General features: G+C 39.9%; 21 protein-coding genes. 2 read left to right on the forward strand and 19 right to left on the reverse strand.

Annotated features, from left to right (window positions below; all coding sequences use genetic code 11):
• Positions 1–150: 150 nt before the first annotated feature.
• Both V6W81_RS24240 and V6W81_RS24245 read right to left on the reverse strand, forming a co-directional pair.
• Positions 151–2,559 carry a cellulase family glycosylhydrolase gene (locus V6W81_RS24240; protein WP_128103515.1) on the reverse strand — a complete coding sequence of 803 codons (2,409 nt, stop codon included), beginning with the start codon at positions 2,557–2,559 and terminating at the stop codon, positions 151–153.
• An 18-nt stretch (positions 2,560–2,577) separates the two neighbouring features.
• Positions 2,578–3,333 carry an SDR family NAD(P)-dependent oxidoreductase gene (locus tag V6W81_RS24245; protein WP_338544064.1) on the reverse strand — a complete coding sequence of 252 codons (756 nt, stop codon included), beginning with the start codon at positions 3,331–3,333 and terminating at the stop codon, positions 2,578–2,580.
• A gap of 386 nt (positions 3,334–3,719) precedes the next feature.
• On the opposite strand from V6W81_RS24245, the gene V6W81_RS24250 reads away from it, so the two are divergent.
• On the forward strand, positions 3,720–4,982 hold the full coding sequence (locus tag V6W81_RS24250; protein WP_128103516.1) for a helix-turn-helix domain-containing protein: 1,263 nt from the start codon (positions 3,720–3,722) through the stop codon (positions 4,980–4,982).
• 94 nt (positions 4,983–5,076) lie between these two features.
• Here the strand turns inward: V6W81_RS24250 and V6W81_RS24255 are convergent, their stop codons facing one another.
• From V6W81_RS24255 to V6W81_RS24320, 15 genes are all read right to left on the reverse strand, one after another.
• A complete protein-coding gene (locus V6W81_RS24255; protein WP_128103517.1) occupies positions 5,077–5,967 on the reverse strand; it encodes a carbohydrate ABC transporter permease in 891 nt (296 codons plus the stop codon).
• A gap of 11 nt (positions 5,968–5,978) precedes the next feature.
• Positions 5,979–6,911 carry an ABC transporter permease gene (locus tag V6W81_RS24260; RefSeq protein ID WP_254438334.1) on the reverse strand — a complete coding sequence of 311 codons (933 nt, stop codon included), beginning with the start codon at positions 6,909–6,911 and terminating at the stop codon, positions 5,979–5,981.
• Between the two features lie 49 nt (positions 6,912–6,960).
• Complete coding sequence (locus V6W81_RS24265; RefSeq protein WP_338540643.1) at positions 6,961–7,284, reverse strand: DUF3502 domain-containing protein; 324 nt, start codon at positions 7,282–7,284, stop codon at positions 6,961–6,963.
• Positions 7,285–7,439: 155 nt separating this feature from the next.
• The gene (locus V6W81_RS24270; protein ID WP_338540644.1) at positions 7,440–8,114 is read right to left on the reverse strand and encodes a hypothetical protein; all 675 of its coding nucleotides are present in this window, start codon (positions 8,112–8,114) and stop codon (positions 7,440–7,442) included.
• An 11-nt stretch (positions 8,115–8,125) separates the two neighbouring features.
• On the reverse strand, positions 8,126–8,347 hold the full coding sequence (locus V6W81_RS24275; protein WP_128103518.1) for a hypothetical protein: 222 nt from the start codon (positions 8,345–8,347) through the stop codon (positions 8,126–8,128).
• A gap of 264 nt (positions 8,348–8,611) precedes the next feature.
• Positions 8,612–10,219, reverse strand: coding sequence for a response regulator transcription factor (locus V6W81_RS24280; protein WP_338540645.1), 1,608 nt, complete (start codon positions 10,217–10,219; stop codon positions 8,612–8,614).
• 16 nt (positions 10,220–10,235) lie between these two features.
• Positions 10,236–11,972, reverse strand: a complete 1,737-nt coding sequence (locus V6W81_RS24285) for a sensor histidine kinase (protein WP_338540646.1) — start codon at positions 11,970–11,972, stop codon at positions 10,236–10,238.
• Between the two features lie 247 nt (positions 11,973–12,219).
• On the reverse strand, positions 12,220–13,080 hold the full coding sequence (locus tag V6W81_RS24290; protein ID WP_338540647.1) for a DegV family protein: 861 nt from the start codon (positions 13,078–13,080) through the stop codon (positions 12,220–12,222).
• Positions 13,081–13,092: 12 nt separating this feature from the next.
• Positions 13,093–15,264: an MMPL family transporter gene (locus V6W81_RS24295; protein WP_338540648.1), complete on the reverse strand. Its 2,172-nt coding sequence runs from the start codon at positions 15,262–15,264 to the stop codon at positions 13,093–13,095.
• Between the two features lie 619 nt (positions 15,265–15,883).
• Positions 15,884–16,537, reverse strand: coding sequence for a response regulator transcription factor (locus tag V6W81_RS24300; RefSeq protein ID WP_338540649.1), 654 nt, complete (start codon positions 16,535–16,537; stop codon positions 15,884–15,886).
• Positions 16,538–16,542: 5 nt separating this feature from the next.
• Complete coding sequence (locus V6W81_RS24305; RefSeq protein WP_338540650.1) at positions 16,543–17,760, reverse strand: sensor histidine kinase; 1,218 nt, start codon at positions 17,758–17,760, stop codon at positions 16,543–16,545.
• 354 nt (positions 17,761–18,114) lie between these two features.
• Complete coding sequence (locus V6W81_RS29250; protein WP_430701380.1) at positions 18,115–18,201, reverse strand: GNAT family N-acetyltransferase; 87 nt, start codon at positions 18,199–18,201, stop codon at positions 18,115–18,117.
• A gap of 430 nt (positions 18,202–18,631) precedes the next feature.
• Positions 18,632–18,970: a helix-turn-helix domain-containing protein gene (locus tag V6W81_RS24310; RefSeq protein ID WP_338540651.1), complete on the reverse strand. Its 339-nt coding sequence runs from the start codon at positions 18,968–18,970 to the stop codon at positions 18,632–18,634.
• A 335-nt stretch (positions 18,971–19,305) separates the two neighbouring features.
• On the reverse strand, positions 19,306–20,094 hold the full coding sequence (locus V6W81_RS24315; protein WP_338540652.1) for a TrmH family RNA methyltransferase: 789 nt from the start codon (positions 20,092–20,094) through the stop codon (positions 19,306–19,308).
• A 21-nt stretch (positions 20,095–20,115) separates the two neighbouring features.
• On the reverse strand, positions 20,116–20,778 hold the full coding sequence (locus V6W81_RS24320) for a potassium channel family protein (RefSeq protein WP_056698232.1): 663 nt from the start codon (positions 20,776–20,778) through the stop codon (positions 20,116–20,118).
• A gap of 188 nt (positions 20,779–20,966) precedes the next feature.
• Between V6W81_RS24320 and sspI the strand changes: the two genes are divergently transcribed.
• The gene (gene sspI, locus V6W81_RS24325) at positions 20,967–21,200 is read left to right on the forward strand and encodes a small acid-soluble spore protein SspI (RefSeq protein ID WP_056698227.1); all 234 of its coding nucleotides are present in this window, start codon (positions 20,967–20,969) and stop codon (positions 21,198–21,200) included.
• A 370-nt stretch (positions 21,201–21,570) separates the two neighbouring features.
• Here sspI and V6W81_RS24330 read toward each other — a convergent pair whose 3' ends face one another.
• Both V6W81_RS24330 and V6W81_RS24335 read right to left on the reverse strand, forming a co-directional pair.
• Positions 21,571–23,154 carry a peptide chain release factor 3 gene (locus V6W81_RS24330; protein ID WP_338540653.1) on the reverse strand — a complete coding sequence of 528 codons (1,584 nt, stop codon included), beginning with the start codon at positions 23,152–23,154 and terminating at the stop codon, positions 21,571–21,573.
• A gap of 353 nt (positions 23,155–23,507) precedes the next feature.
• Positions 23,508–23,906: a DoxX family protein gene (locus tag V6W81_RS24335; RefSeq protein WP_053783291.1), complete on the reverse strand. Its 399-nt coding sequence runs from the start codon at positions 23,904–23,906 to the stop codon at positions 23,508–23,510.
• Between the last annotated feature and the right edge of the window lie 229 nt (positions 23,907–24,135).

Genomic DNA, 24,135 nt, shown 5'->3' on the forward strand with positions numbered 1-24,135 from the left:
CACAAAGTGAGGATTACGAAATCACCATACTTGTGTATGGTGATTCATTTATTTTATTACTGTTGAGGGTGTACAATCTACAGGGTAAAACTTGGATATTCTTTGTTTATTTTGTTAGCGCTTACTTACGCAATGCCCAAGTCTGCATATTTATACGAACTCCAGAAGGAAATGTACTGCCGGGATAGTCCCGTCAAGATTAAAAACTACACCACCATCAGTAGGTGTTCCTATAATGTTGGCAACAGGCGTACCCACTGTGTCCAAGGCAATGAGGGTTGCCGTCTGGCTTTGGACGAACAAAGAACCCTCAGCGGTGTCTGCATACAATTTACCTTGATGATCAACTATCGTAGTAAAACCATCAGAAGTGAAAATCGTTTCGTCCATTCCAGTGGGACCGATTAACGTAATAAGAAATGATTTTGCAACATCTATGTGATCACAGTTCACAGGTAATAAAGCGGCGGACAAACGATCATTGTTAACATTCAGGACAATATCCTTTGTTAGCGTTATACCTCCGGCAGGATCTCCACTAAAGTAGCTACAACTTGGAGTTTGGATACCGAACGTACCCGCAATGGGATCAAAGCTTATCTCACCCGTATCAGAGATTAGGGCATTACCAACTAAACCACGGTCACTAGGTAGAAGCCCCCAACGCTTGAGTGCTATGTCCAGGTTAGATGCAAAAGCAGTATAATCGCCATCTCCAGCCAAGGAAGTGATGTCTTCAAATACCAATAGCTTGTCGCCCAATTTCGCACCAGTCAATTCTTCATCAGTCTGCTCTGCAAGTCTCTCTAATCGTCCTGTACCAGACGTGTGCCTCATGGCATCCCTAAAGGATGACCAAGAGAAGTAAACTGCGTGCTTGGCCTGAGAGAGATCACCGTTGTTGACAAAGCCTCCAGTGATAGCGACATCGGCATCGCCAGTATAAGTATCCCCCTGATCCAGAAATACATTACGTAGGCTAGTGATGTATGGAAGAAAAGTATTCGGCATGCTAAATGAAGACGGAAGGGTTTTTAGATCATTTTTGGTAAAAACGAGATCCATTTGATGCTCAGCCGGACGTACCAGACTTCCCAGAAATAATGATGCCATAAAACCAAACTGGCAAATAAGTGACGGATCATTGTAAGCATCAAAAATGTCAGTGATGACATCATCAGGCTGATCGTTCCAGCTTTCTGATGTATGATAACAATAGACCATAAGACCGTCCCAGTCATTCAGACAAGCATATGCTGCCATGGATATAAATGCTGTGGAGTGAAAAGGATTAACACCATACTCATTCCATTCGCTTAGGATAAAAGGTTTACCGGCAACCACTGCGGTAGTAGCCATTTGCAGCATTTCGGTACGCATGAATATTCCGTCCTTGTGTACAGTCAGTGGATTAGAAGTTACATATTCTCGCATCCCCGGCACCACCAGAGTTTCCTGGTGAAATGGCGGCATTGGATGGTTAAAGTATGTATTATTCTCCATAATATCCCCATCTATATGTGAATAAACATCCGCTGTACCATTCAGGAGGTTACTTGTGTTTACAGGGACTTTTGCTCCTAAAGACCTGATATGATCAATCATGGTGTTGTAGTAACGACGATTTACATCAATACCAAATTCCATAAAATCGGCATAACGTGCTGGACTTACATTCCCTGCCCATTCTCCCATTGGATCATTGGTTACCTGATAGAAGCTGCCTTCTGGAAAACGAACCTTCCCTGCTTCTGGATCTTCTTCTTCCCCCAGCGCACAGATGTTGTTATACGTCCATGCTTTTGCAAGATTCTTCCTTGTATCGTACTTGGCGAGCAGGTGCCGGTTAAAACGACGCTGTAGCTCTTCTCGGTATGGTATTATGCCTTTCTCATCCTTAATGTCTTCCGTCCCCCGAAAGATGGAATCCTCATTATTGACCTGAATGGTCATGACTACAGGGTCGTCAATTAAAGCCAGTCCAGTATATGGATTCACATGACATAAGAGATTGGTTGCATATTCCTTCTGAAGTTCAATTAGTCTGTCATTAACATGAGTGAAGCCTTTAAAGAAAAAGGGCGGTGAATCAGCATAATCCAGATCATCTCCGTTTTGGAAAACACGCGCCACCAGTAGATCGATCTGCACATAAATGCCCTTTTCCTTTAGCTTCGCAATGAAATAATCAAAACGATCAAGACCTTTCTCATTTAAGTTCCTGCTGGAACCGCTATCATAATCAATCAAAGGATTGTCCATACTTGAACTCCATCCAGAAGGACCAGGTGCAGCGTCAGCAGCATGAAGTCGAATGACATTAACCCCCATAGATGCAAAGCGCTCAGCCAATCGCTCAGCAGTATGATGATCAGGTGTATTAGAACGAGTAGGTAAATTGAAACCTATAAACTTCGCACGGGTACCATCAGCAAAGTATAAATTGCCATCTCTAACTTGAGTGAAACCATGCTTACCCGCTGGAGCATCCAACAATTTCGAAAAATCCAATACCCCGTTATTGGGTGTTGCCTTGTCGATCTTGATTCTCTGCTTCATTCTTAGTCCTCCTTAATGTTATAGAGTTAATCCACCATCCACGGCGATGATGGAACCTGTAATGTAACGCGATTTATCTGAAGCCAGAAAGTCGACTATTTCCGCGATCTCGGATGGTTCAGCAAAGCGTCCGATGCGCATATTAGGAAACTCTTCTGGTGTATAGCCTGATTCCTGCATCATCGTAGGAACAGATTGTGTCAGTGCTGTATCGACACCACCAGGACAGATGGCATTCACGCGAATACCTTTACGAACGTATTCAATGGCCGCTGCTTTCGTCAAACCAATAACGGCATGTTTACTTGCTGTATATGCAGACATACTATGTTCAGCACGAATTCCTGCCGTGGACGCTGTATTAATGATTGAACCAAACCCCTGTGCGTTCATTATTGATAGCACCTTCTTTAATCCCAAGAAACTACCTCGTACATTTACGTTCATCACCCGGTCAAACTCCATTGTTTCAAGGTTCTCAAGTAAAGAGAAATTTTGCAAAACTCCGGCATTGTTGAAAAAGACATCTATTCGACCATAAGCTTCTACCGTAGCCTTCGTGTAACGTTCGACATCTTCTTCCTTTGTAACATCTGCCTGTAAAAATAGGCTCTCCCCACCTCGTTGCTGAATCAGACTAACCGTTTCTGTACCAGACACGGTGTTGAAATCAACAGCCACAATCTTGAATCCAGATTCAGAAAGTTTTAGACATGCAGCTCGGCCAATACCTCCACCTGCTCCGGTTACAATAGCAACTAGCCCATTTTCCAAATTGTTACTTCTGTTTTGGACAGTCTCTGCTGAACTTGGCTGGGCAGTTGTAGAGATAGACGATAGATCTGACAAAATAACTGAAACAAGCTCTTCAGGAATATTGGCCTGTGGAATAGCACTAAGTTGCTTCAACGTAAAACTATTTGCCATGCTAATCATTGGATTAGTAGAAATCCCAGGCAAATATTTTTCTAAAATTTTGACCGCTTCTTCGTTCGCAAGCAATTCCTTTAATTTTGAGTTTTCTGTAAAAGCCAATTTAATCACCTCGTTTAAGTTATGAAACTAACACTAACACTAATTCTAATATTAAATATGTATTGTTTATGGTATGATTCTTATTAAAAAAGTATAAATCAATGGACTTGTAGGATGTGAATTGAATGAGATCAGTTCAAAATGATGAGCGGTTACATAATTCATGTAAGTTATTGCTAGAGAGCTTACAACTACCTATCTGTTACACTTGGATGGATGATAGTGACGAAATTATATCTTACCTCCATGAAGGCATACAGGTTAATCCCCTTTTTAACCATCACTCCGAGCTTGTTGGGCTTCTGAAGCAACAAGTTCAGCCTTTGCTTATCCCCAATATTCATACAACTCCTTTAGGAGAATCCTTCATCGTTGTTCCGTTACTTCATGATCGTGTTATGGAGGCAATCGTCGTTATGGGACCTACTACCGTGATCTCCATGAACAACGAAATTATTAACGATCTACTTAGAGAATGTGATTACACCGTAACACCTGAATGGGCTTCTTACTTGCTACAACTACCTCTCTTCTCAACAAAACGTCTTAATCATATCGGAATTTTGGTACACCATCTCCTGAATGGAATCATGCTTGATATCACTGATATTATGGAAAAGCATTTTCGATTTGAGCCTGACTCTGATTCAAGTAAACTTGCCGAGATCGTTATTTCCGACCGACGGGAATCATTCGAATTCAGTGGTGTATTTAATATTGAGAAACAGCTGTTAAGGTCTATTAAAAACGGTGATAAAACTGCCTTTAATCAAATGACACTTACAGCTAATTACGATGGCCCTGGTATTCTGTCTAACTATAACCAGTTGCGAAGGATAAAAAATCTTGGTATCTATTCGATTGCACTCGCTGCGCGAGCTGCAATTGAAGGAGGTCTATATCCGGAGATCGCTTATACTCTCAGCGATCTTCATATTCAGCATATCGAAGATCTTCGTGAATACAGTGCGGTAGTTGCTGCCATTGGCGATGCATTAATAGACTTTGTTGATCGGGTTTCTAACAGTAAACGGAAGAATCTCTCCAAGTCCATTGCATCTTGCCAGGATTATATTTTTAACCACTTATATGAAAATATTACTTTATCTGTTTTGGCAAAAAAGGTCGGTTTACAGGAAAATTACTTGTCTCAGCTCTTCAAAAAAGAAACGGGAGTGACGATTACCCAGTTCATTCAAGCAGAAAAAATTGAAGAAGCAAAAAAAATGTTGGAATTAACCCAACTACCTGTTACTGCAATAGCAGCTAAATTGAATTTTTATGATCAAGCCCATTTTATTAAGATCTTTAAAAAACATACAGACTCGACACCAAAAAAATACAGAGACAAGAACAAATTTAACATTGTGAACGACGATGAAGAGTAAATTAGGGTGGACAACATCTTTAATAAAATCAAAAGCCCATCATGTATTGAACATGATGAGCCTTTGATTGAAAGTCCAAGTACTGCTATAGCGCTTAACCTTTAACCGCTCCCAGAGCTAAACCTTTGACAAAATATTTCTGTAGAAAGGGATAGGCTATCATAATGGGAGCAATGCTGATTACGGCAATAGCCATGCGGAAGGCCTCTGTTGGAAGCTCTTGCATGGAGCCACTTGCCAATGAACTTACTGAACTGTTGTTGGAAAGGAACTGAATGTTACTCATTAGTTGATTCATCACGGTTTGCAAGCTGTATAATTCAGGATCCGTCAGATAAATCAAACCATTGAACCAATCATTCCAATACATAAGTCCTTGTAACAAACCCACAACAGCCAATATAGGCAATGAAAGCGGTAATACGATTTTGCGATAAATTGTAAACTCTCGAGCCCCGTCTATACTTGCTGACTCCAAAACAGAGGCTGGTACGGTTGTCATGAAAAAACCTCTCATCATCAGTACACTGAATCCGTTCATTAATAACCCTGGAATAATGAGAGCTGCAAGTGTATTTTTCAGATGGAATATTTGAGTATATATGATGTAAGTTGGAGCTAATCCTCCGTTGAATAACAAAGCAAAGAACAAAAGGAATGCTACAAATTTTCCACCAGGCAAATCTGGTCTTGAAAGAGGATAAGCTAGCATTGAAGTAATAAGTAAACTGGATGCAGTTCCAACTACGGTAACAAAAATCGTGATTCCATAGGCATTAAAAATGAGAGAGGATTGCTGCCATATATATTCATAAGCTGCAAAACTAAATGTCTCCGGGAAGAAGGAATAGCCTTGTTGAATAATAGATTGCTCATCAGTTAATGAGGATATTACAAGAAGCAGGAATGGACATATGCAAGCAAGAGACAACAAGATCAAAATAATATTAGAACCCCAATGCCAAAAACGTTCTTCTTTAGCCATCACAATACCTCCTAGAACAACGCATTTTCTTTGTTAATTTTTCGAACAGTATAATTTGAAAGAATGACAAGGATGAAACCTACAACAGATTGGTACAATCCTGCCGCAGCAGACATCCCAATATCACCAAGCTGCATAAGTGCGCGAAATACATACGTATCAATAACATTAGTTGTACTGTATAAGGCACCTGAATTCATGGGCACTTGGTAGAACAGTCCAAAGTCTGAGTAGAAAATACGCCCTATACTTAATAGGGTCATCATGACAATAATTGGTGTTATTAATGGAACTGTGATCTTACGTATCTGCTGCCATTTACTAGCGCCATCCAACTTGGCTGCCTCATAGTACTCCTTATCAATACCAATAATGGCTGCAAGGTACACTACACAGGAGAAGCCTATACCCTTCCATAAGTTTACGATGACCAATATGAATGGCCAGAATTTGGGCTCATTATACCAAGATACAGAGTCTATGCCTAAGGCCGGTAGGACCGTCTTGTTCATTAGCCCTACATTCACACTTAGTAACGAATACACCAGATAACTTACCAGCACCATAGAAATTAAATAAGGCAGCAGCAAAACACTTTGATAGAACTTGACTGCCAGCTTATTCTTGATTTCATTCAGGAGAATAGCTGTTCCCACTCCAACAATAAGTCCGATAATAATAAAAGCTGCATTATATAGAATGGTATTACGGGTAATAATGAATGCATCGGACGATGAAAATAAAAACTTGAAGTTATCCATACCATTCCAGTCACTACCCCATATCCCCTTAGCAAAATTAATATCTTTAAATGCAATACTTATTCCATACATAGGCATATAGTTGTTAATGATCAGATAAGCAACTCCGGGTAACATCATTAAGTAAAGGGAACCATATTTCCATAGTGTCCTTCTTGCATCATTTAGTCTGCCTTTCATCATGCAACACTCCCTTCTTTCATTTCGATCTATTGAGACGTTGACGTTACAGTTAATTCTGTTCTTGCGTCCATTCGTCAAGCTGCTTTTGCTTCTCTGCAATCACCTTGTCAATGCCTGCTGCTTTTAAGCTTTCTATAAATTTAGGCAGGATTTTATCAGGGTCTAAACTCCCTGTTTCAAGTGGAAGCGCGTATTGAGTAATAACGTTTCCGATAGATGCTACCTCAGTCTTAACTGTCGATGAATCAAAAGTAAAGCCCGATGCTTTTGATCTCGTAGCCCATGCATTAAACTCTTTTACTTTCTCCCATAATTCAGGGTCAGTCCCTTTCCAGACGTGTTCTATGAATTGATTACCAGATAACCAACCCATATTCATATAGTATCCCGAACTCTGAGCATCAACACCTTGAGGGAAGTCGATAACATTACCAGATTTGATATCATAATGCTTCCCCCTCAATACCCCATATCAGTAAGTTCGCAATGTCTTTATCAGAGTACATCAGATTCAGAAAATCCATCGCCTTATCCGGGTTTTTGGAGTTCACAGTGATTCCCCACATCGTGTTTGTTATTTGAGATGTTGTGGAAACAGGAGGCTATGTGAATTTGTAAACTTTCATCTTCAGCTGTCTCAATTAGAGCTGCCGGATGTGCACTGGTTAGAAATGAGAATCCGCGTTCAGCATACTCTTTAGTATCATATAGGTTAACTACCTTTAAATTATTATCGTAATTTGGGAGAACACCTATAGTGTTGCTTAGTTCATCAAATGTTTTGTAATTATTAAGTATAGACGCACCTACAGTAGACGGAATTAAAGATGCCATATTGGGCTCTCCAGCTTTAACTGTTTTCAGCACTTCTTCGAGATCCTGAATGGTTTGCATTTTGCTAGTATCGACATCATACTTCTGAACAATATCTTTTCGCATGGATACTCCGTTAATCATAGCCATTTCATGCAATGTTGGTACACCGTAAATAATCCCTTTAACTTTTGAGGCATCTAGATAAGCAGGATCCAGAGCCTTAACAATTCCTTGTCCATGGCTTGCTAATAGCTCGACTAGCGGAATCAATTGCCCCTGTAGAACGGACTGACTGTAATTATAAATGCTTGGCATAAGATCAAGTTGTTCACCACTGGAGAACATCAAATTCGTTTGCTGCATCCAGTTGGAAAAGCTAATGGGCATTAATTTCACCCTCACGTTGATTTTCTTTGGGCCAATGCGTTAACGGCACCTTCAATCAGAGGCATATCTTTCGGGAGTGCACCAAAAATAGGAAATGCAACCTTTAGTTCAGTCACTTCTTCATTATTGCTCTCACCCTGATTGATACTGCTGTTCTCACTGCTACTACATGCAGATAATAGCAACACGGAGGTTAGTACCAGCAAGCTGAATAACTTCAATTTCTTTTTCATAACTGTTCCCCCTCATGATTATTTCTCTACTTATGAAGACCTTTAAAAGTGTGGTGTTCAGAAGTGAGTACTTGTAGTTTACAGAAAGCTTTCCTGTAATTCTGCTGTTTGTACGACCTTTCAATATTCATTTAACGACCATGATTAGTCCATCAGCTTGAGTAATAAAATGAACCCGCCAAGCGTAAACTTGACTGGTTCATTTATAAAAATATTACTATATAGTTGCACAGCTAGAGTATGTGCTCTCTTCCACTTCGCTAATCATAATTCTAGTTTTGGATGTTGATGTGTATTGCGAAATTCATTCGGGTTCATATTGGTATGTTTCTTAAACATCCGTGAAAAATGAGAAAAATTCACATATCCAATATGTGAAGCTATTGCACTGATTTGCATATCCGTTTTTATCAAGAGTTCTTTGGCGATCCGTAACCTTTCTTGAAACAAATAATCAGATACAGCAATGCCTGTTTCTTTTTTAAAAATACGTGTTAAGTAATCTGGATTAAGGAAGACATGATTGGCAATTTCTTCTCGGGAAATATCCTTTGAAATATTAAGTTGTATGAACTGCATTACTTTCTGTACAACAGTCAATGATTGTTCTAGCGAATGTACATATTCTTTTGCTTTTTTTAAAGCGTGTTCAACCCACTCAAGTAAATTGGTTATGGAACGAGGAGCATTCAAAATCATTTGCTGTGAAAAGGGATCACTGTATAATTGATGTGCTTGAATTCCTTTTGTTTGTAGTACAAAATACATCATCTGTTGAAAGTCCTGATAGACTCGGTTCAAAAGATCGGCGTTTAGAATCCCTCTATCCAGACCATTTAAATACTGGGTAGATTCACTTAATACTTCATCAAATAAATCTTTAGCTAACATAACACTCCATAACTTGATATTTGCGGGCTCATAATATGAGGATTTATTTTGAGATTTAGAAAGGAAAAACACCTTATTGTTGTACGCAACATTATTGCGATCCAATTCATTGAGTTTGTTCATCATATCCAACATTTCATGACCATGAACAGGTTGTCCAATATAACATGAGATATCACAATAAAAATAATGACTGCATTCCTCAACATATCTTTGTCCTTCTTGTTCTAATGCAGCTGTAAAATTCTCATTTTCTTCTAGGGATACTATAGCCAGCATCTTTCTATTGCTGATTGCAATGACCAATCCTTCTTTCCTTGACTTTAGGAGTATTTCTTCTGCAGAATTTTTAAGGCCATACTCCAAAATCTTTTCCTCACGCAAGGTTAGTGACTTATGCCATCTTTGAATATTTATTAAGATTGGTAAAAATAACATTTCATTTAGATATTCAATATTTCGATGTGCTGCAGCGAGATTCAGAGCTTGTGGATTTGACGGAATAGTTTGATTTAGTATGTCCTCCCAGAAACGTTCGTTTAATATCGGTCGAAGTTGGAACCAAAATTGCCCAAATCGACTGATTTGAACAGTCTCTGCTTCTTTGTGAATCCTTTCTTTTGCTTTGAGGATTACTTTTTCCAGTTCATTGAATGGTACAGGCTTTAAAATATAATCTAAACTTCCTAATCGGATCGCCTGCTTGGCATAGTCAAAATCAGCGTGACACGTCAAAAAAATAGTTTCTGTATGAGGAAATCGTTCTCGAACCCATTGGGCTAACTCCAATCCGGATGCTTGAGGCATCTCGATATCACAGAGCATGATATCAATATGCTGTTCCTCAAACAATTCTTTGGCCTGCTTAACTGTATGCGCCGTTAAAACTTTATCAATCCCCAGCTTACTCCAATCCATACCCAGGCGAATTCCTTCGACAGCATGTATCTCATCATCAACAATAATTAACTGGTACATCATGATAGAAACCACCTTTCTAATTCTCTTCAGCATAAGGAAGTCGAACCACTACTACAGCGCCTTGTGGAAAGCCATTATAACAGAATAATGATGCGTCATGACCATATAGTAGAAGTAACCTTTTCTTAACATTCCAGATGCCTATGTGTTCACCTTTCTCATCAATGATTCGGTTTCCCGAACGAATTTGTGTCAATACATCTTCAGGAAATCCTCTACCCGTGTCTCTAATAATGATTTCAATAAATGGATTTAAACCTGTTTCTCGTAATTCAAGTATTACTGACAAATGCAAAGGTTCCTCTAAAGTAACACTATGTTTGATTGAATTTTCAAGAAAAGTTTGAATTAGCAGTGGAGGGATATTTAAGTGATCTAACGTTTCTGGATATTCTATAGTACAAGTCACTTGCTCCGGGAAACGCAATTCCTGGATTCGAACATAATTGCGGACATGTTCAAGTTCCTCAGTCAATGTTACAAAGGATAGATTGCTTCGGAACATAAACCTGAAATATCGAACTAGGCAAAGGGTCATATCTTGAATAAGAGTAAAATTCTTCACTTGAGCTAAGTTATATAGAATGTTTAACGAATTCATAAAGAAATGAGGATTAATCTGAAGCTGGAGGTGCTGAAGTTCGATTCTCTGCTTACTCAATTGTTCTTCATACACATCAATTTTTAATTGCTCAATTTGTTTAATCATTTTATTAAAAGTGTGGTATACCATTATAAATTCTTCGGATGTTTTGTAATCCTCAACGCGAACATGTAATAGGCCATTATTGATTTTATTCATGACTGCAATGAGACGTTTTAAAGGCACCAACAAGGTACGATGTAGAAAATATAGACTTATTGGCACTAATGCAATAGCAGAAAATGATATCCAACCAATTAACCATGATAACATAGGCAGGTTTTGTAGAATCTGATCGTTAGGGATGATTGCAGCCAGACTGAAATCACCTTCATTAGAGGATTGTCCAACAACCATCAAGTTGTTTCTATCACCGGTTAGATAATAATGTTGAAATCCTCTCATAAGATCAACATGTTCAAGATTTAATTCACTACGAACTATCGGTTTCCCTGAAGATGAAATGAGAAGTCCGCTACCATTTTTTCCGAAATCTATTAAACTCAGAGGACCAAGTAGTGTATTAGCATTGACCCAAGCGCCGATAAATAAATTATCTGCTTCAGTGACACGGAGGAGATAACTCTGATCTCCAACATTTTGGATATACCACGAGTTGCTTGGCAATTGGGACGAATTAGATAATTGATTTAAGTGTTTAACCAAATGGTGTTCAACCTCTATCCGTTCGGTAAATGAAACAGAGGATTGCGAAATATTTAATAAATCTTGACGGTTGGGTATATAAACAAAGAATGCATCAATAGATTTATATAAGAACATACTATTGGACAGATTGACTGAAGCATTATATTTAGCGATTTGATATTCATCTTCGGAGTTTGGCGTACCCATGGACTGAATATCAGAGTTAGCTGTGGCTAGACCAAGTATATTATTTTCGGCAAGTTCTAACCGGTCATCAATCTGATTCATATATAAAGAAATTAAATTCTTGTTAGAAATGGCGACTTGGTTACGTACCACGTCAATACTATAGCGATTGTTGTAGATAAGGAGAGTAATGAGGGGTAATGTAACAACAAACAAGCCCACTACCAGTTTTAAACGGATCGAGTTTAAGGAAAAATGAGGGGAATGCATACCCATTTTTATTCCTCCTATGTATTGAAAGTAGTCTGGTCGATCTGGTAACCATGAATGCTTACTTTTATTAACTTGATCATAGTTTATATATTAATTCTACCAGATTTACGACATCTCACTGTGCTTCTCCCTACATCGTGTCTTACATAACTTATTTGTTTCAAATTATAAAATTAGTTGAACTACATACCTGAAATATAAAAAAAGAAGTCACCGCAGGGGTAGCTCCTTATTCGAATAAATGAACTTATTAAAATGGGTTCAACTTCATAATAAAGCTGATTGCGAGACTATGTGGACCACTGTGAGAGCAGATAGCACAGCCACCTTCAATAATGTATACATCACGTATACAGGTTTCTTCAAGGATTAAATTTCTGATCCATTCTGCTGATTCTGCCTCCAAAGTATGAGCAATGATGATCTGATCATGGTCAATACGGTGAATTTGTGAAAGTATATTATCTAGCAGTTTACGGAGAACTCGCTCTTTGTTTCCACGGTATTTCACACCAGAGAAAACTCGCCCTTGTCTTACATAAAGTATTGGCCTGATTCGAAGTATACTCCCAACTAAATGTTGAAGATTATTTACTCTTCCGCCTTTATGTAAATAATCAAGCCCATTTACTAATACGTTTAATTGTACTTCATCTCTCAGCTTATGAATTTTCTCTGAAATACTAAGTGCACTTTGCCCCTCTGCTGCAGCCCTGATAGCCAAGAGAACAATCATGGCTGTTCCAGCCGATACATTTAATGAATCTACCACTGTGATTCGACCAGCCGGAAATTCTCGCGCTGCAATTATTGAGTTCTGATAAGTAGACGATAACTCAGAAGACATACTGATAAACAGTACATCTTCTCCATTTTCAATTGCAGGACTGAATATTCGATTAAAATCAGCAGGTGAAGGTGCTGCAGTCTTTGGCAACTTGCCAGATTCCGCTACCCTTTTGTACATCTCATGGGTATCTATCTCGATACGATCAAGAAACGATTGGTTTTCAAATACAATATACAAGGGCACAATGCCAATGTTGTATTTCATGATCCATTCCTGAGGGATATCCGATATGCTATCTGCAAATATGCGAACCTTAGCCATATTCCTTCCTCCTTATTCCGATTTCTTCTGGCTATTCATTACCGACTCTCCCTCAACGTCAATATTCGGCAAGATCCGATTTAACCATTTCGGCAAATACCATGCACTCCGACCCAGGATCGTCATAATCGCTGGAACAAGTGTCATTCGAACAACAAAGGCATCAATCAATATACCGAAAGCTAAAGCAAGTCCCATGGATTTGATAATGGTATCTTCTGCGAATATGAAGCTGGCAAAGACAGCAATCATGATAAGTCCAGCTGCGGTAACTACTGGTCCGCTGTGAGTCATACCACTTTTAACAGATTGATGTGCATCTCCGGTGTGGCTGTAATCCTCACGCATACGACTCACAAGGAATACCTCATAGTCCATTGCAAGGCCAAACAGAATGCCCGTAATCAAAATGGGCAGGAAATTCAAGACGGGTCCAGGTTCCGGGATTCCGAATAGACTACCCAAATAGCCATCCTGAATGACCCAAACAACAAAACCAAGTGTAGCGCCAAGGGTAAATAGGAATCCAAGAACCGCTTTTATTGGAACCAGAATAGAGCGGAATACCATCATCAACAACACAAATGCGAGACCAACAATCAGTAAGGCAAATTTAGGCAAGGCTTCGGACAGTTTCTCAGAAATATCAATATTAACGGAAGTGGTTCCAGTAACGAGAACTTGAACCTTATCCTCTTTAAAAATCTTATCTGCTTGGTTCCGAATGGACTTTACAAGTTCAGTAGTACGAATATCATGTGGTCCTGTCTTAGGTAAGACATTGATTATAGCTGTATTTCCCGAAGGGCTCGGAATAATGGGGCTCACACTAGCTACACCTTTTAGCTTTTCGATAAATGCAGTAGATTTGGCAATATCAGCCTGAGCATCAGTGCTTTTAGCTGCTTTGGCAACAATAATCAGGGGGGCATTAAACCCTTCGCCGAATCCTTGAGCAAGCAGATCATAACCTCGGCGCTCTGTTGTTTCTGTCGACTTAAGACCATTATCAGGTAATCCAAGCTGCATATGCATGAACGGAAGTGTGCAAACCGTTAAAATAACAATACATACAATGGTCGTCAACCACGGTTTTCTTGTTACAACTTTGCCCCAAAAATTTTCGGATTTATGTTTCTTCTTGCTTCCTGACCATTTGCGAAGCAATTTGTTCTCACGTGCCGGGCTGATTCGTTCTCCTGCCGCTGCGAGCACTGCGGGCACAAACACTACAGCAATGATTACTGCGACAAAAACACTTACTGCAGCTGCTAGACCCATCGTCGTAATAAACGGAATTTGCACAACCGACAAACCCACAAGCGCAATAATTACTGTCAGGCCTGCGAATACAACAGAGCTACCTGCAGTTGCATTAGCTTGAGCTATTGCTACATGGCGTTCGAATCCTTCTGCAAGCTGGTGGCGATATCTCGACATGATGAACAGAGCATAATCAATGCCTACAGCGAGTGCAAGCATCACTGCAAGTGTAATGGAGAATGAGGACATCGACACAAAATTCGAACCTATAATAATCGTCATAAGTCCAATTCCCAGTCCGATTACAGCAGTCAGAATCGGCAGACCAGCTGCAAGAAATGAGGTGAATGTGAATGCCAAAATCATGAAAGCAATCAAGATCCCAATGACCTCTGATGTACCTCCAACTTCAAGCTCGGACAGGGCAACACTGCCAGCAAGTTCTGTTTGGATACCCTTATCATTCAAGGAATTTGCAACTTCAAGTGCATGTTCTTTAGATTTTTCGGTTACTTCTGCTGCAGGTAACTTGTAAGTGACATCTGCATAACCAATTTTTTTATCCTCGCTTAATGTATACCCATCATAAGGACTAAGGAAGGATTTTACCGCAGAATCTGTTTCCATATTCTTTAGTGCTTTATTAATCAAATTTTTATTAGCTGGCGTTTCCAAGGTACCTTGCTCTGCCTTAAAGACCAATCTAATTTGTCCTTCGTCTGCTGAGGGTGGAAATTCCGCCTTTAGTACATCTGCTGCTTGTTCAGATTTAGTTCCTGGAATCGTCATTGAACCAGTGAATGAAGGACCCTTTCCTAAACCAATGGAAGCAAGTAAGATCAATAAAACAATGCCTCCTATTATGATTATCTTACTTTTTCTAACCGACCATTCGCCTAGTCGGAATAATAATTTTGCCATGTGTAATAACTTCCCCTCTCAATTCCCATATCTTGAGTTCGTTTTAAGGACGAGCTCATGGATTCATCATAACTCGGAAGAATAATTAATGAATCGTACAAAAGGGCAAGAAGCATATGTACTTTTGGGAAGAACGAGAGGGAATATTGAGTAATTATCAATCCAATATTGTACACAGTTACACATTTAGAATCATGAAAATTGGTTGAGTCTTTCTTTAATTAGTAAAAAAACAGTACATTCCTCGGAAATTGCATACGAGGCGCACTGTTTGAATAAGTACTGTGTTAAATTGATGATCCCACTACTTGAACTTGAATTTCACTTACATAAACACCTGTTAATTCTTCCATATTTTTGTGTAAATAGTTCTGTAATTCGCGACAAACTAAATGTATTTTACAATTACACTCAACTGAATCATTACAATTAAATGATCAACAATAGAATGAAAAGCATTAGTTGAAATATGAATTTCACCTATTCTAGGGAATTGAGGTTGATATTGTTATATAGTAGATATCACTATCATTATTCCAATCCTATCATATTAACCTATTTATTGTACTCATACATTTAAAGATTACAGAAAAGCATTTCGATTTTGTATCTAAGAAGTTTACAAGTGAAGAATTCCTTTTTCCACTGAGACAGCAACAGCCTCAGATCGTGAATCAACCCCTAGCTTATTATAAATATTAGTTAGATGAGCTTTTATTGTCCTTTCTGTAACACCCATATCAAACGCAATTTCTTTGCTACGCATTCCACGTGCAACGGCTTGAAGAATGATTAATTCTTTCTCGGTTAACAACGTATTCCTCTCTGACTTGAGGTTGCTGACAGGTTCCCTTTCCCTGAATGAAAATACACGTGCTGTTACTTCAGGTTGTAATAATGTTTGACCGCGAAGTGCTGATTCTAAAGTACGAAACAAATTTTCCCGACTTGTATCTTTAAGAAGATAACCTTTTGCACCAAGAGCTAGACCGTTGAACATCAGGTCATTCTCATTGTATGTAGTCAAGATAATCACTGGTATCTGAATTTGTTTTTCATGCATCTTCTTCAACGTGTCCAATCCACCTAGACCACCTGGCATATTTAGATCAAGTAAAACAACATCAGGATTTAGATCCTCCATGAGCTGTAAAGCTTCTATACCTTCTTCAGCTTCGCCTGCTACAGAGAATTTATCATTCGTTTCTAAAATTAACTTGAGGCCTTCTCTTACAACCCAATGATCATCAACAATTAAAACCGAGCTTTTCATTATTGTTACCTCCTATGGGAAAAGGGTAGAATTAACTTAATAATAGTTCCCTGATTATGACTTTCTATTTGAATTTGTCCCCCGATCAAACGTGCACGTTCATGAATTCCTATTAACCCATAATGACCGGATTGCTTACCTATTTTTTCAACATTAAATCCTCTTCCGTTATCTTGAATATATACGAGGAGCTCACCTTTCCAGTGTTCCTCAATGATAATATTGACATGATCCGCTTGGGCGTGTCGAGCTACATTCATAAGCGATTCACTCACTATATGAAGAATATGTTCCATCTTAAAACCAGATATAGGTTTGTTGATTTGACAAGTGATATCGGTTTTGATGCCGGTGGCTATAACAAAGCGATCAATTGTATTATTCATTGCTTCAGTAAAATCAATCGAAGGAGTAGCCCTACTTCTTAAATTGTCAATTGCTTTTCTAGCATCTGCCAAGGTCTCTCTAGCTTGTCCCATCGATCTGATAATTATCTCATGAGCTCGTTCGGTTCTTCCCGTGCTTAGATGGGCATCGACAGCCTCTAACTGCATAATGACTCCCGCTAAACCCTGGGCAAGTGTATCATGCAAATCTCTGGCAATCCTCTGACGTTCATTAGCAAGCGTAAGTTCCTCAACTTTTTGCTGAGCAAGTTCCAATTCCAACAAAAAAGTCTGTGTCCTGACTCTTGCATTGACTTGCCTATAGAACAGAACAGCGTATGCTACGACAACAATGATCATAAGTAACAGAAGCGGAATTAATACAGCTAATTCTTGCGCACCTTTTGAAAGGTAAATATTCATAATGAAGCAGAAATATAAACTTAAAGCAATGAGCACTACTTTCGTTGTTTCATAAAAGATCGTTATCGTCTGCCCAATTAATACAGGAATTAGACCAATCAACACGGCAGGAAAACCGTCTGGCATCATCATCGCGCTACCAAAAATTAATCCTCCTTGGATTACTACATATATCAATCTGGAATGTTTAATGATGTCATTTACACGCCAGTATAGATATATATGTATCAACATGACTACACCGAAAAACACACTTGGTAGTAACAAAGGCGAAGCCATCGTTTGCCACACAAGTGTAATGAGGGATACAATGATCACCCATACAATTACAGGTATACGTGTAGAAGCTATCTTATCATCATCGTTAGCAATACCCGAATTCAAAAAACTTGACGGTTCGTTTGTCTTACTCACATGAATCACCTCTTAACTTTGGTTCAATCATTATATAATGAATTGTTGCTTAGGGTATGTACCTTGGTACATGTCCATTCGGGCATTCCCCTAATTTTTTTCCAGTGTGAACACTTGGTTTTAACTTTTCAGTAGTCATAAATAAGAACAGACATGTCATTTAACGAGGGGGAGACTTCCTCATGATAAATGCATGCCTACCTTGATTTGGTTTTTCCAAGTCCATATTATGTGAGTTGTTTAACCATTCAATACATTGAGATGGAGTGTTTATTAATCTCAGAAGTGATTTCGTATCCAAGTTTGGTGTTCAATTTTGCCGCAAGGTGATTCTCCTTTTTGACTGTCAGGGAGCTAGTATGATAACCTTTGTGAGATTGCTTGCTCTTCCGCATGTTGAATGAGTCGAGATCCAATCCCCAATCCTCTGCTTTCTGGCACAGCTGCCAATGTCGAATGTGGTATTCGCCTTTGAATCCTTCTTTGAGCGTTATAGTCGAAATAAACGCTCTTGGATTCATTAGGTTATAGGTTATAAGGTCGATCAGCCCTGAAGTAACTTCAATTAGCAGATGGTGAATGATCCCACTAAATAAAGTTTGGATTTATGGATTGCTTGGTTCCAACGGAGATTGCAAAACGTCATTGCTTAAAATTATGGTAGACACTTGTCCTCATAATAGTAGCTTAGTTATTATTGAGAACTGAATGAGGTCGAAGAAACGAGATTGAAAAAAGTTTCACTAGTAGAGTAAGCAAGAAACATAGAAAGTTTTTTTCAATCTTATAAAATTTGAAAAGTGTGACAAGAAAACACCGACCGAATAAATCACTTTTAATTCTCTAAGCCATTATAAACTCCCTTTATTCCTCATCTGTACTTTAATTTTAAATCTAAAATACCTTCTAACTCTTCTTTATCCTTCTTATTCAGCTTTCTTAGATCTGCTATAAATTTTGATTCGAAATCATCTAATTGAACACTAAAAACTTGTTTACTTTTATCTAAATCTTCCTCAAAGATAAACCACTCCAAATCAATATTAAATTTCTTTTTTAATGCGATTATAGTATCTACTGATGGTTTATATTTATCTTTTTCTAGCTCACTTAATGCTCCCTGTGAAACACCGATCATCTGTGAGAATTCTGTTTGATTAAGTTTGTTTAATTTCCTTATATATTTTAACTTTTCTCCTATGCTAGTCATTTGTTCCACCTTCTATCCAAAAAAGTAATTAAACAAAAAAGAGCAGCCCTAAAAGATGAATATTAGGACTGTGCAAGGTTAGCGAAAAATTATTAAGTTTGACCCCAAGGAAGTTTGTCTCACATCATAATATAAGAAATGCTTATCCACTTTTAATACAAAATCAAAAAAAAATTAAAACAGTAGTTGGTAAAATACGATGGTCGATTCAATCTAACGGCGCTATTACTAGTTAAACAGCATTTTATGAGTCTCATTTTTATGTTATAAATTATCTCATTGGACGATATAACTAGTCTCAATTGATGTTATAAACCACACACTACAACTACTTCCTAAACCAACCGCTGCCTCATCGCCTCAAACAACAGAACGGTAGCAGCCATCGCTGCATTCAGCGACTCCGCTTGTCCTTGCATGGGAATCGTAATAGCATCATCCACTAACCGTGCGGTGGACTCAGAGATGCCTTTGCCTTCATTGCCGATGACAAGCCACACTGCCTGCGTAAAATCATAACTATAACACGAGTATTCTGCCTGCAAAGATGTGCTCACAATCTTGACACCAGCCGCCTTGGCTTCAGGCAGCAACGTCTCCAGTGATCCTTCAACAATCGGCAAATGGAACAATGAGCCCATCGTCGAACGAATTGTTTTCGGGTTATAGACGTCCGCACAGCCTGTCCCCAGCACGACACCAGCCGCACCTGCGGCATCTGCGCTACGAATAATCGTTCCCACATTGCCCGGATCTTGTACGTTATCCAATACAATGACCAGATTTCTCGTCTCAGAGAGTAGATTCTGCATCGGTTCCTTGGACTTCCGAACAATCGCAAATACGGGCTGCGGGGTCATCGTATCCGTACATTTGGCGATAATTGCAGGTGTTACACTAACCCATTCAACCTTCTGAAGTGGGTTTTCGAATCCCGCAAGTTCGTACGGTACGCCTTGCTCTCCATCATAGACGATACACTCTAGATCAGCGCCAGCGCGAAGCGCCTCCTGAACCAAATGAATGCCTTCAATGATATATTTATGTTGACGGGTACGGTGCTTTTTCTCCAGCAACTGAGCCCATTCCTTCACACGTGCATTTTGCGGTGATACAATATCCATCTTTCCATCCTTCCCATCTCATCACTTCGGATAGGCCAGTTCCATCTTCGTCAGATGATCCTTATGCCCTACAATGATCAATACATCCCCATCCTCAATCCGATCATCGGCATATGGAGAGATGTTCATCGAATTACCACTACGAATCGCCATCACGTTACAACCGAACCGTGCCCGAATGTTTAGCTCGAGCAGGTTTTTTCCGATCATTTGCTCAGAGGCTCTCATCTCAAGGATACTGTAATCCTCAGACAGCTCAATATAATCCAGTATGTTTGGTGAGGTTAGATGATGCGCTACACGCAGACCCATATCCCGTTCAGGGTATATGACTTTGTCCGCACCAATTTTTTGTAATACTTTACCATGGAGCTCATTTTGAGCTTTTACAATAAGAACTGGCACACCCATATCCTTCAGAATGAGCGTTGTCAGGATACTTGCCTGAATATCTTCACCAATTGCCACCACGACAACATCGAAATTTCGTATGCCCAGCGCACGTAGCGCTTCTTCATCTGTAGAATCGGCTGAGACAGCATGGGTCACCACATTAGACATTTCCTGTGTCCGTTGCTCATCTGCATCAATCGCCAGCACATCGAATCCCATACCACTTAATGCATTGGCTACACTTGATCCAAATCGTCCCATGCCAATCACAGCATACTGTTTCTTTGCCATTAGGATTTTACCCTCCCGCTGCACTTCAGCACTACACATTATTTTGATACTTCTTAAGATCATAAATACATGCCATGCTTACTTAAATAATCCTTCGTAGTATACCACAAAGCCTAACAAACTTGAATGCGCTCACGCTTCCCAGGGAACAGTATAAGAGCAGCCGAATATACGAGGAGGGAATTGCGATGCCAATTACATTAAGCCTGCGTGACGCGATTGTTCATAAGGTTCATGACAAAAGTGATGATCAGCTCCGAGAGATGATTGAAGGTTCCGTGGACGGGCCTGAGGCAGCTTTACCTGGACTTGGCGCCATTTTCGAAATGATCTGGAAGAACACAGAACCTGCCAAGCAGGAAGAACTGATTCAAATCGCGCAGGAGCATCTGCACACCATTCCCGTACAACCGCTTCGATAAGTGAGGCAATAAGGGAAGGTAACCATCAATACGTTTGTTCTGTCTGCAAAAGAAAGCTTTCCCTTATTCGGCTAGGTCACCCCTGCCTAAGGTAAGTGGATAGCAATAGATCCCTCCACCAACCGGCGGAGGGATCTTTATCTTTTTACCAAGTGCTAACACACCGCACTTGCTTATACTACATGATATAAAACAAATTTACACAAAAAAACGGAGAGGACAGAAATAACATGAAGAAGCATAGCGTTCGCCTTTATCCCCGGATTTTCCCTTAAAAAAAGGGGGGATCAAAAAATCTGGGGATAACAGCGATCGGAAGGTTATTCTGTCATCGGAGTGGTTTGTGTAAATTTACACAGTAAGACTTAACTTAAGGCGCAGTTTCCAAGAATTTCGCCGTAGGATTTTTGTCCATTGCTGTTCTCATCGCGTATTCATTCTCGAAGAGTACAACGTAATTGCCTTTTTTATCTTTTACCAGCGTAGAGTTAATACGGAATTTGCTTGGATCAAGGTTTTCGTCCACAATCCAACGTGCAAATTGATACGGCATACGCTGCAATTGCACATCTACCCCATATTCACCCTTCATCCGGTATTCAAATACTTCAAATTGGAGCTGACCTACTACGCCGAGCAACGTCTCGTCGAAGCTAACGGTATTGAAGACCTGAATGGTTCCTTCTTCCGTCAATTGGTCGATCCCTTTTTGATACTGTTTATGTTTTAGCGCATTTTTGACAGTTACTTTGGCGAAAATCTCTGGTGAGAACGTCGGCAATTCGTCGAAAACAACTTCACTGCCTTGGCTAAGCGAGTCGCCAATTCGGAAAATCCCTGGATCGAACAGACCGATAATATCTCCAGCATATGCCTCTTCAACGATATCTCGATCTTGGGCAAGGAATTGCTGTGGTTGAGACAATTTGATCTCTTTCCCCACACGGTTGTGCTTCACACTCATCCCACGTTGGAACTTACCAGATACGATACGTAAGAACGCAATCCGGTCACGGTGTGCTGGGTTCATATTGGCTTGAATTTTGAACACATAACCACTGAACTTCTCATTGGTCGGCTCAATGTCACCTGCTGTACTACGACGAGGTTCAGGTTTTGGTGCTAGTTCAAGGAAATTCTCCAGGAACGTCTGCACACCAAAATTGTTGATCGCACTACCGAAGAAAATCGGCGTAAGTTCGCCACGTTGAACCTTCTCCATATCGAACTGATCCCCAGCTACATCAAGCAACTCCAGATCCTGACACAGTTGATCATGCAGGTACTCTCCCGCCATCTCACGGATAATGGGATCTTTGTATCCATCCACTTTTTGCACTTTGATCGTCGAATGATCGTCGCCCTGGAACAATTCAACTTGGTTTTTCATGCGATCATATACACCACACAGATCACGACCTGTGCCAATTGGCCAGTTCATCGGTACAGAGCGAATACCAAGGACATTCTCAAGCTCTTCCATTAAGTCAAACGGGCTTTGTCCTTCACGATCCAATTTGTTGATGAATGTGAAGATCGGAATGCCACGCTTCGCACATACTTGGAACAACTTAATCGTCTGTGCCTCGACACCCTTCGCTACGTCAATCAACATGACTGCACTGTCCGCAGCCGTCAGCGTACGATACGTATCTTCACTGAAGTCCTGGTGACCAGGTGTATCCAGAATATTAATTCGATGATCCAAATAATCGAACTGCATCACGGAAGAAGTTACCGAGATCCCCCGTTGTTTCTCAATTTCCATCCAGTCACTTGTTGCATGTTTGCTTGCTTTCCGCGCTTTAACTGTACCCGCGAGACGAATGGCGCCCCCGAATAATAGTAGCTTCTCGGTTAAAGTTGTTTTACCCGCATCCGGGTGAGAGATAATGGCAAACGTCCGGCGTTTGTCCACTTCCTGTTGAAGAATGTTATCTGCAGCTTTGCTCATAGCTTCTATCCCTTTCATCCGTTCATTCACGTTTAATCCGGCTGAGCCGGTCCATCATTCAATCTTTATTCAAATCCGGCAGAGCCGGTTGATTGTACATTAACTTCCGCCGCAACGTCGTCGGCACATTAGTTTCATTTTACACTATTACAATGGAGTTCATCCTCTCCAGATCTGTGTTCCCTTTTATACGTTAATACTGATTCTAAACCCAACTCTCCTATTGTACCATAATCTGTAGTGAAAATAACCGATTACGTTCCGCAGATTTCTCACTTTTACACAACAAAAAAAGCACCCTTCAGCTAGTTTAGCATCCAGGTACTTTCTCTTTCGTTCTTCATATATGCGATTTAGAAAATCAAAGCATCCAAGGCGTACTGTCCGCCACCTGTCAGAGCCAGAGCTACACCGACCACTAGAATCGCGAGGTTATACTCGAATCCGTTCTGCGTAGACCAGTATCCATTAGCCCCATGAACCTTCACAATCGCGATCACCATTGTTAATGCGATGAGAATACCACCAACTGGTGTAAGCAGACCAAGTGCAAGCAGCAATCCACCGCCGAACTCTGCCAAACCTGCTAGCAATGCCACCAACGCACCAGGCTTCATACCCATAGATTCAAACCAACCACCAGTACCTTTAATCCCATATCCACCGAACCAGCCAAACAATTTCTGAGCACCATGCGCCATAAACGACAAACCAATCACCAAACGAATCAACAACAATCCTACATCCAACATTTCTTTTTCCTCCATTCAATATTTACAATTTGGTATTCTTAGATTAAAGATATTATGCCAAAATTTTTTTCATGAACTTCATGTAACGTGTACCCCTACTCGTTGCAATTCTGTTTCATGTGCGCTTCATCTGACTAACGTCAATGGTTAAGTCGCATCTTTGTTTTTGTTTTGCGTAATTTCTTTATCTGTTGAATTGAGTATAAGTTATCTACTTACTTTTTGTCAA

The sequence above is a fragment of the Paenibacillus tundrae genome (assembly GCF_036884255.1).
Classification (GTDB): Bacteria; Bacillota; Bacilli; order Paenibacillales; family Paenibacillaceae; genus Paenibacillus.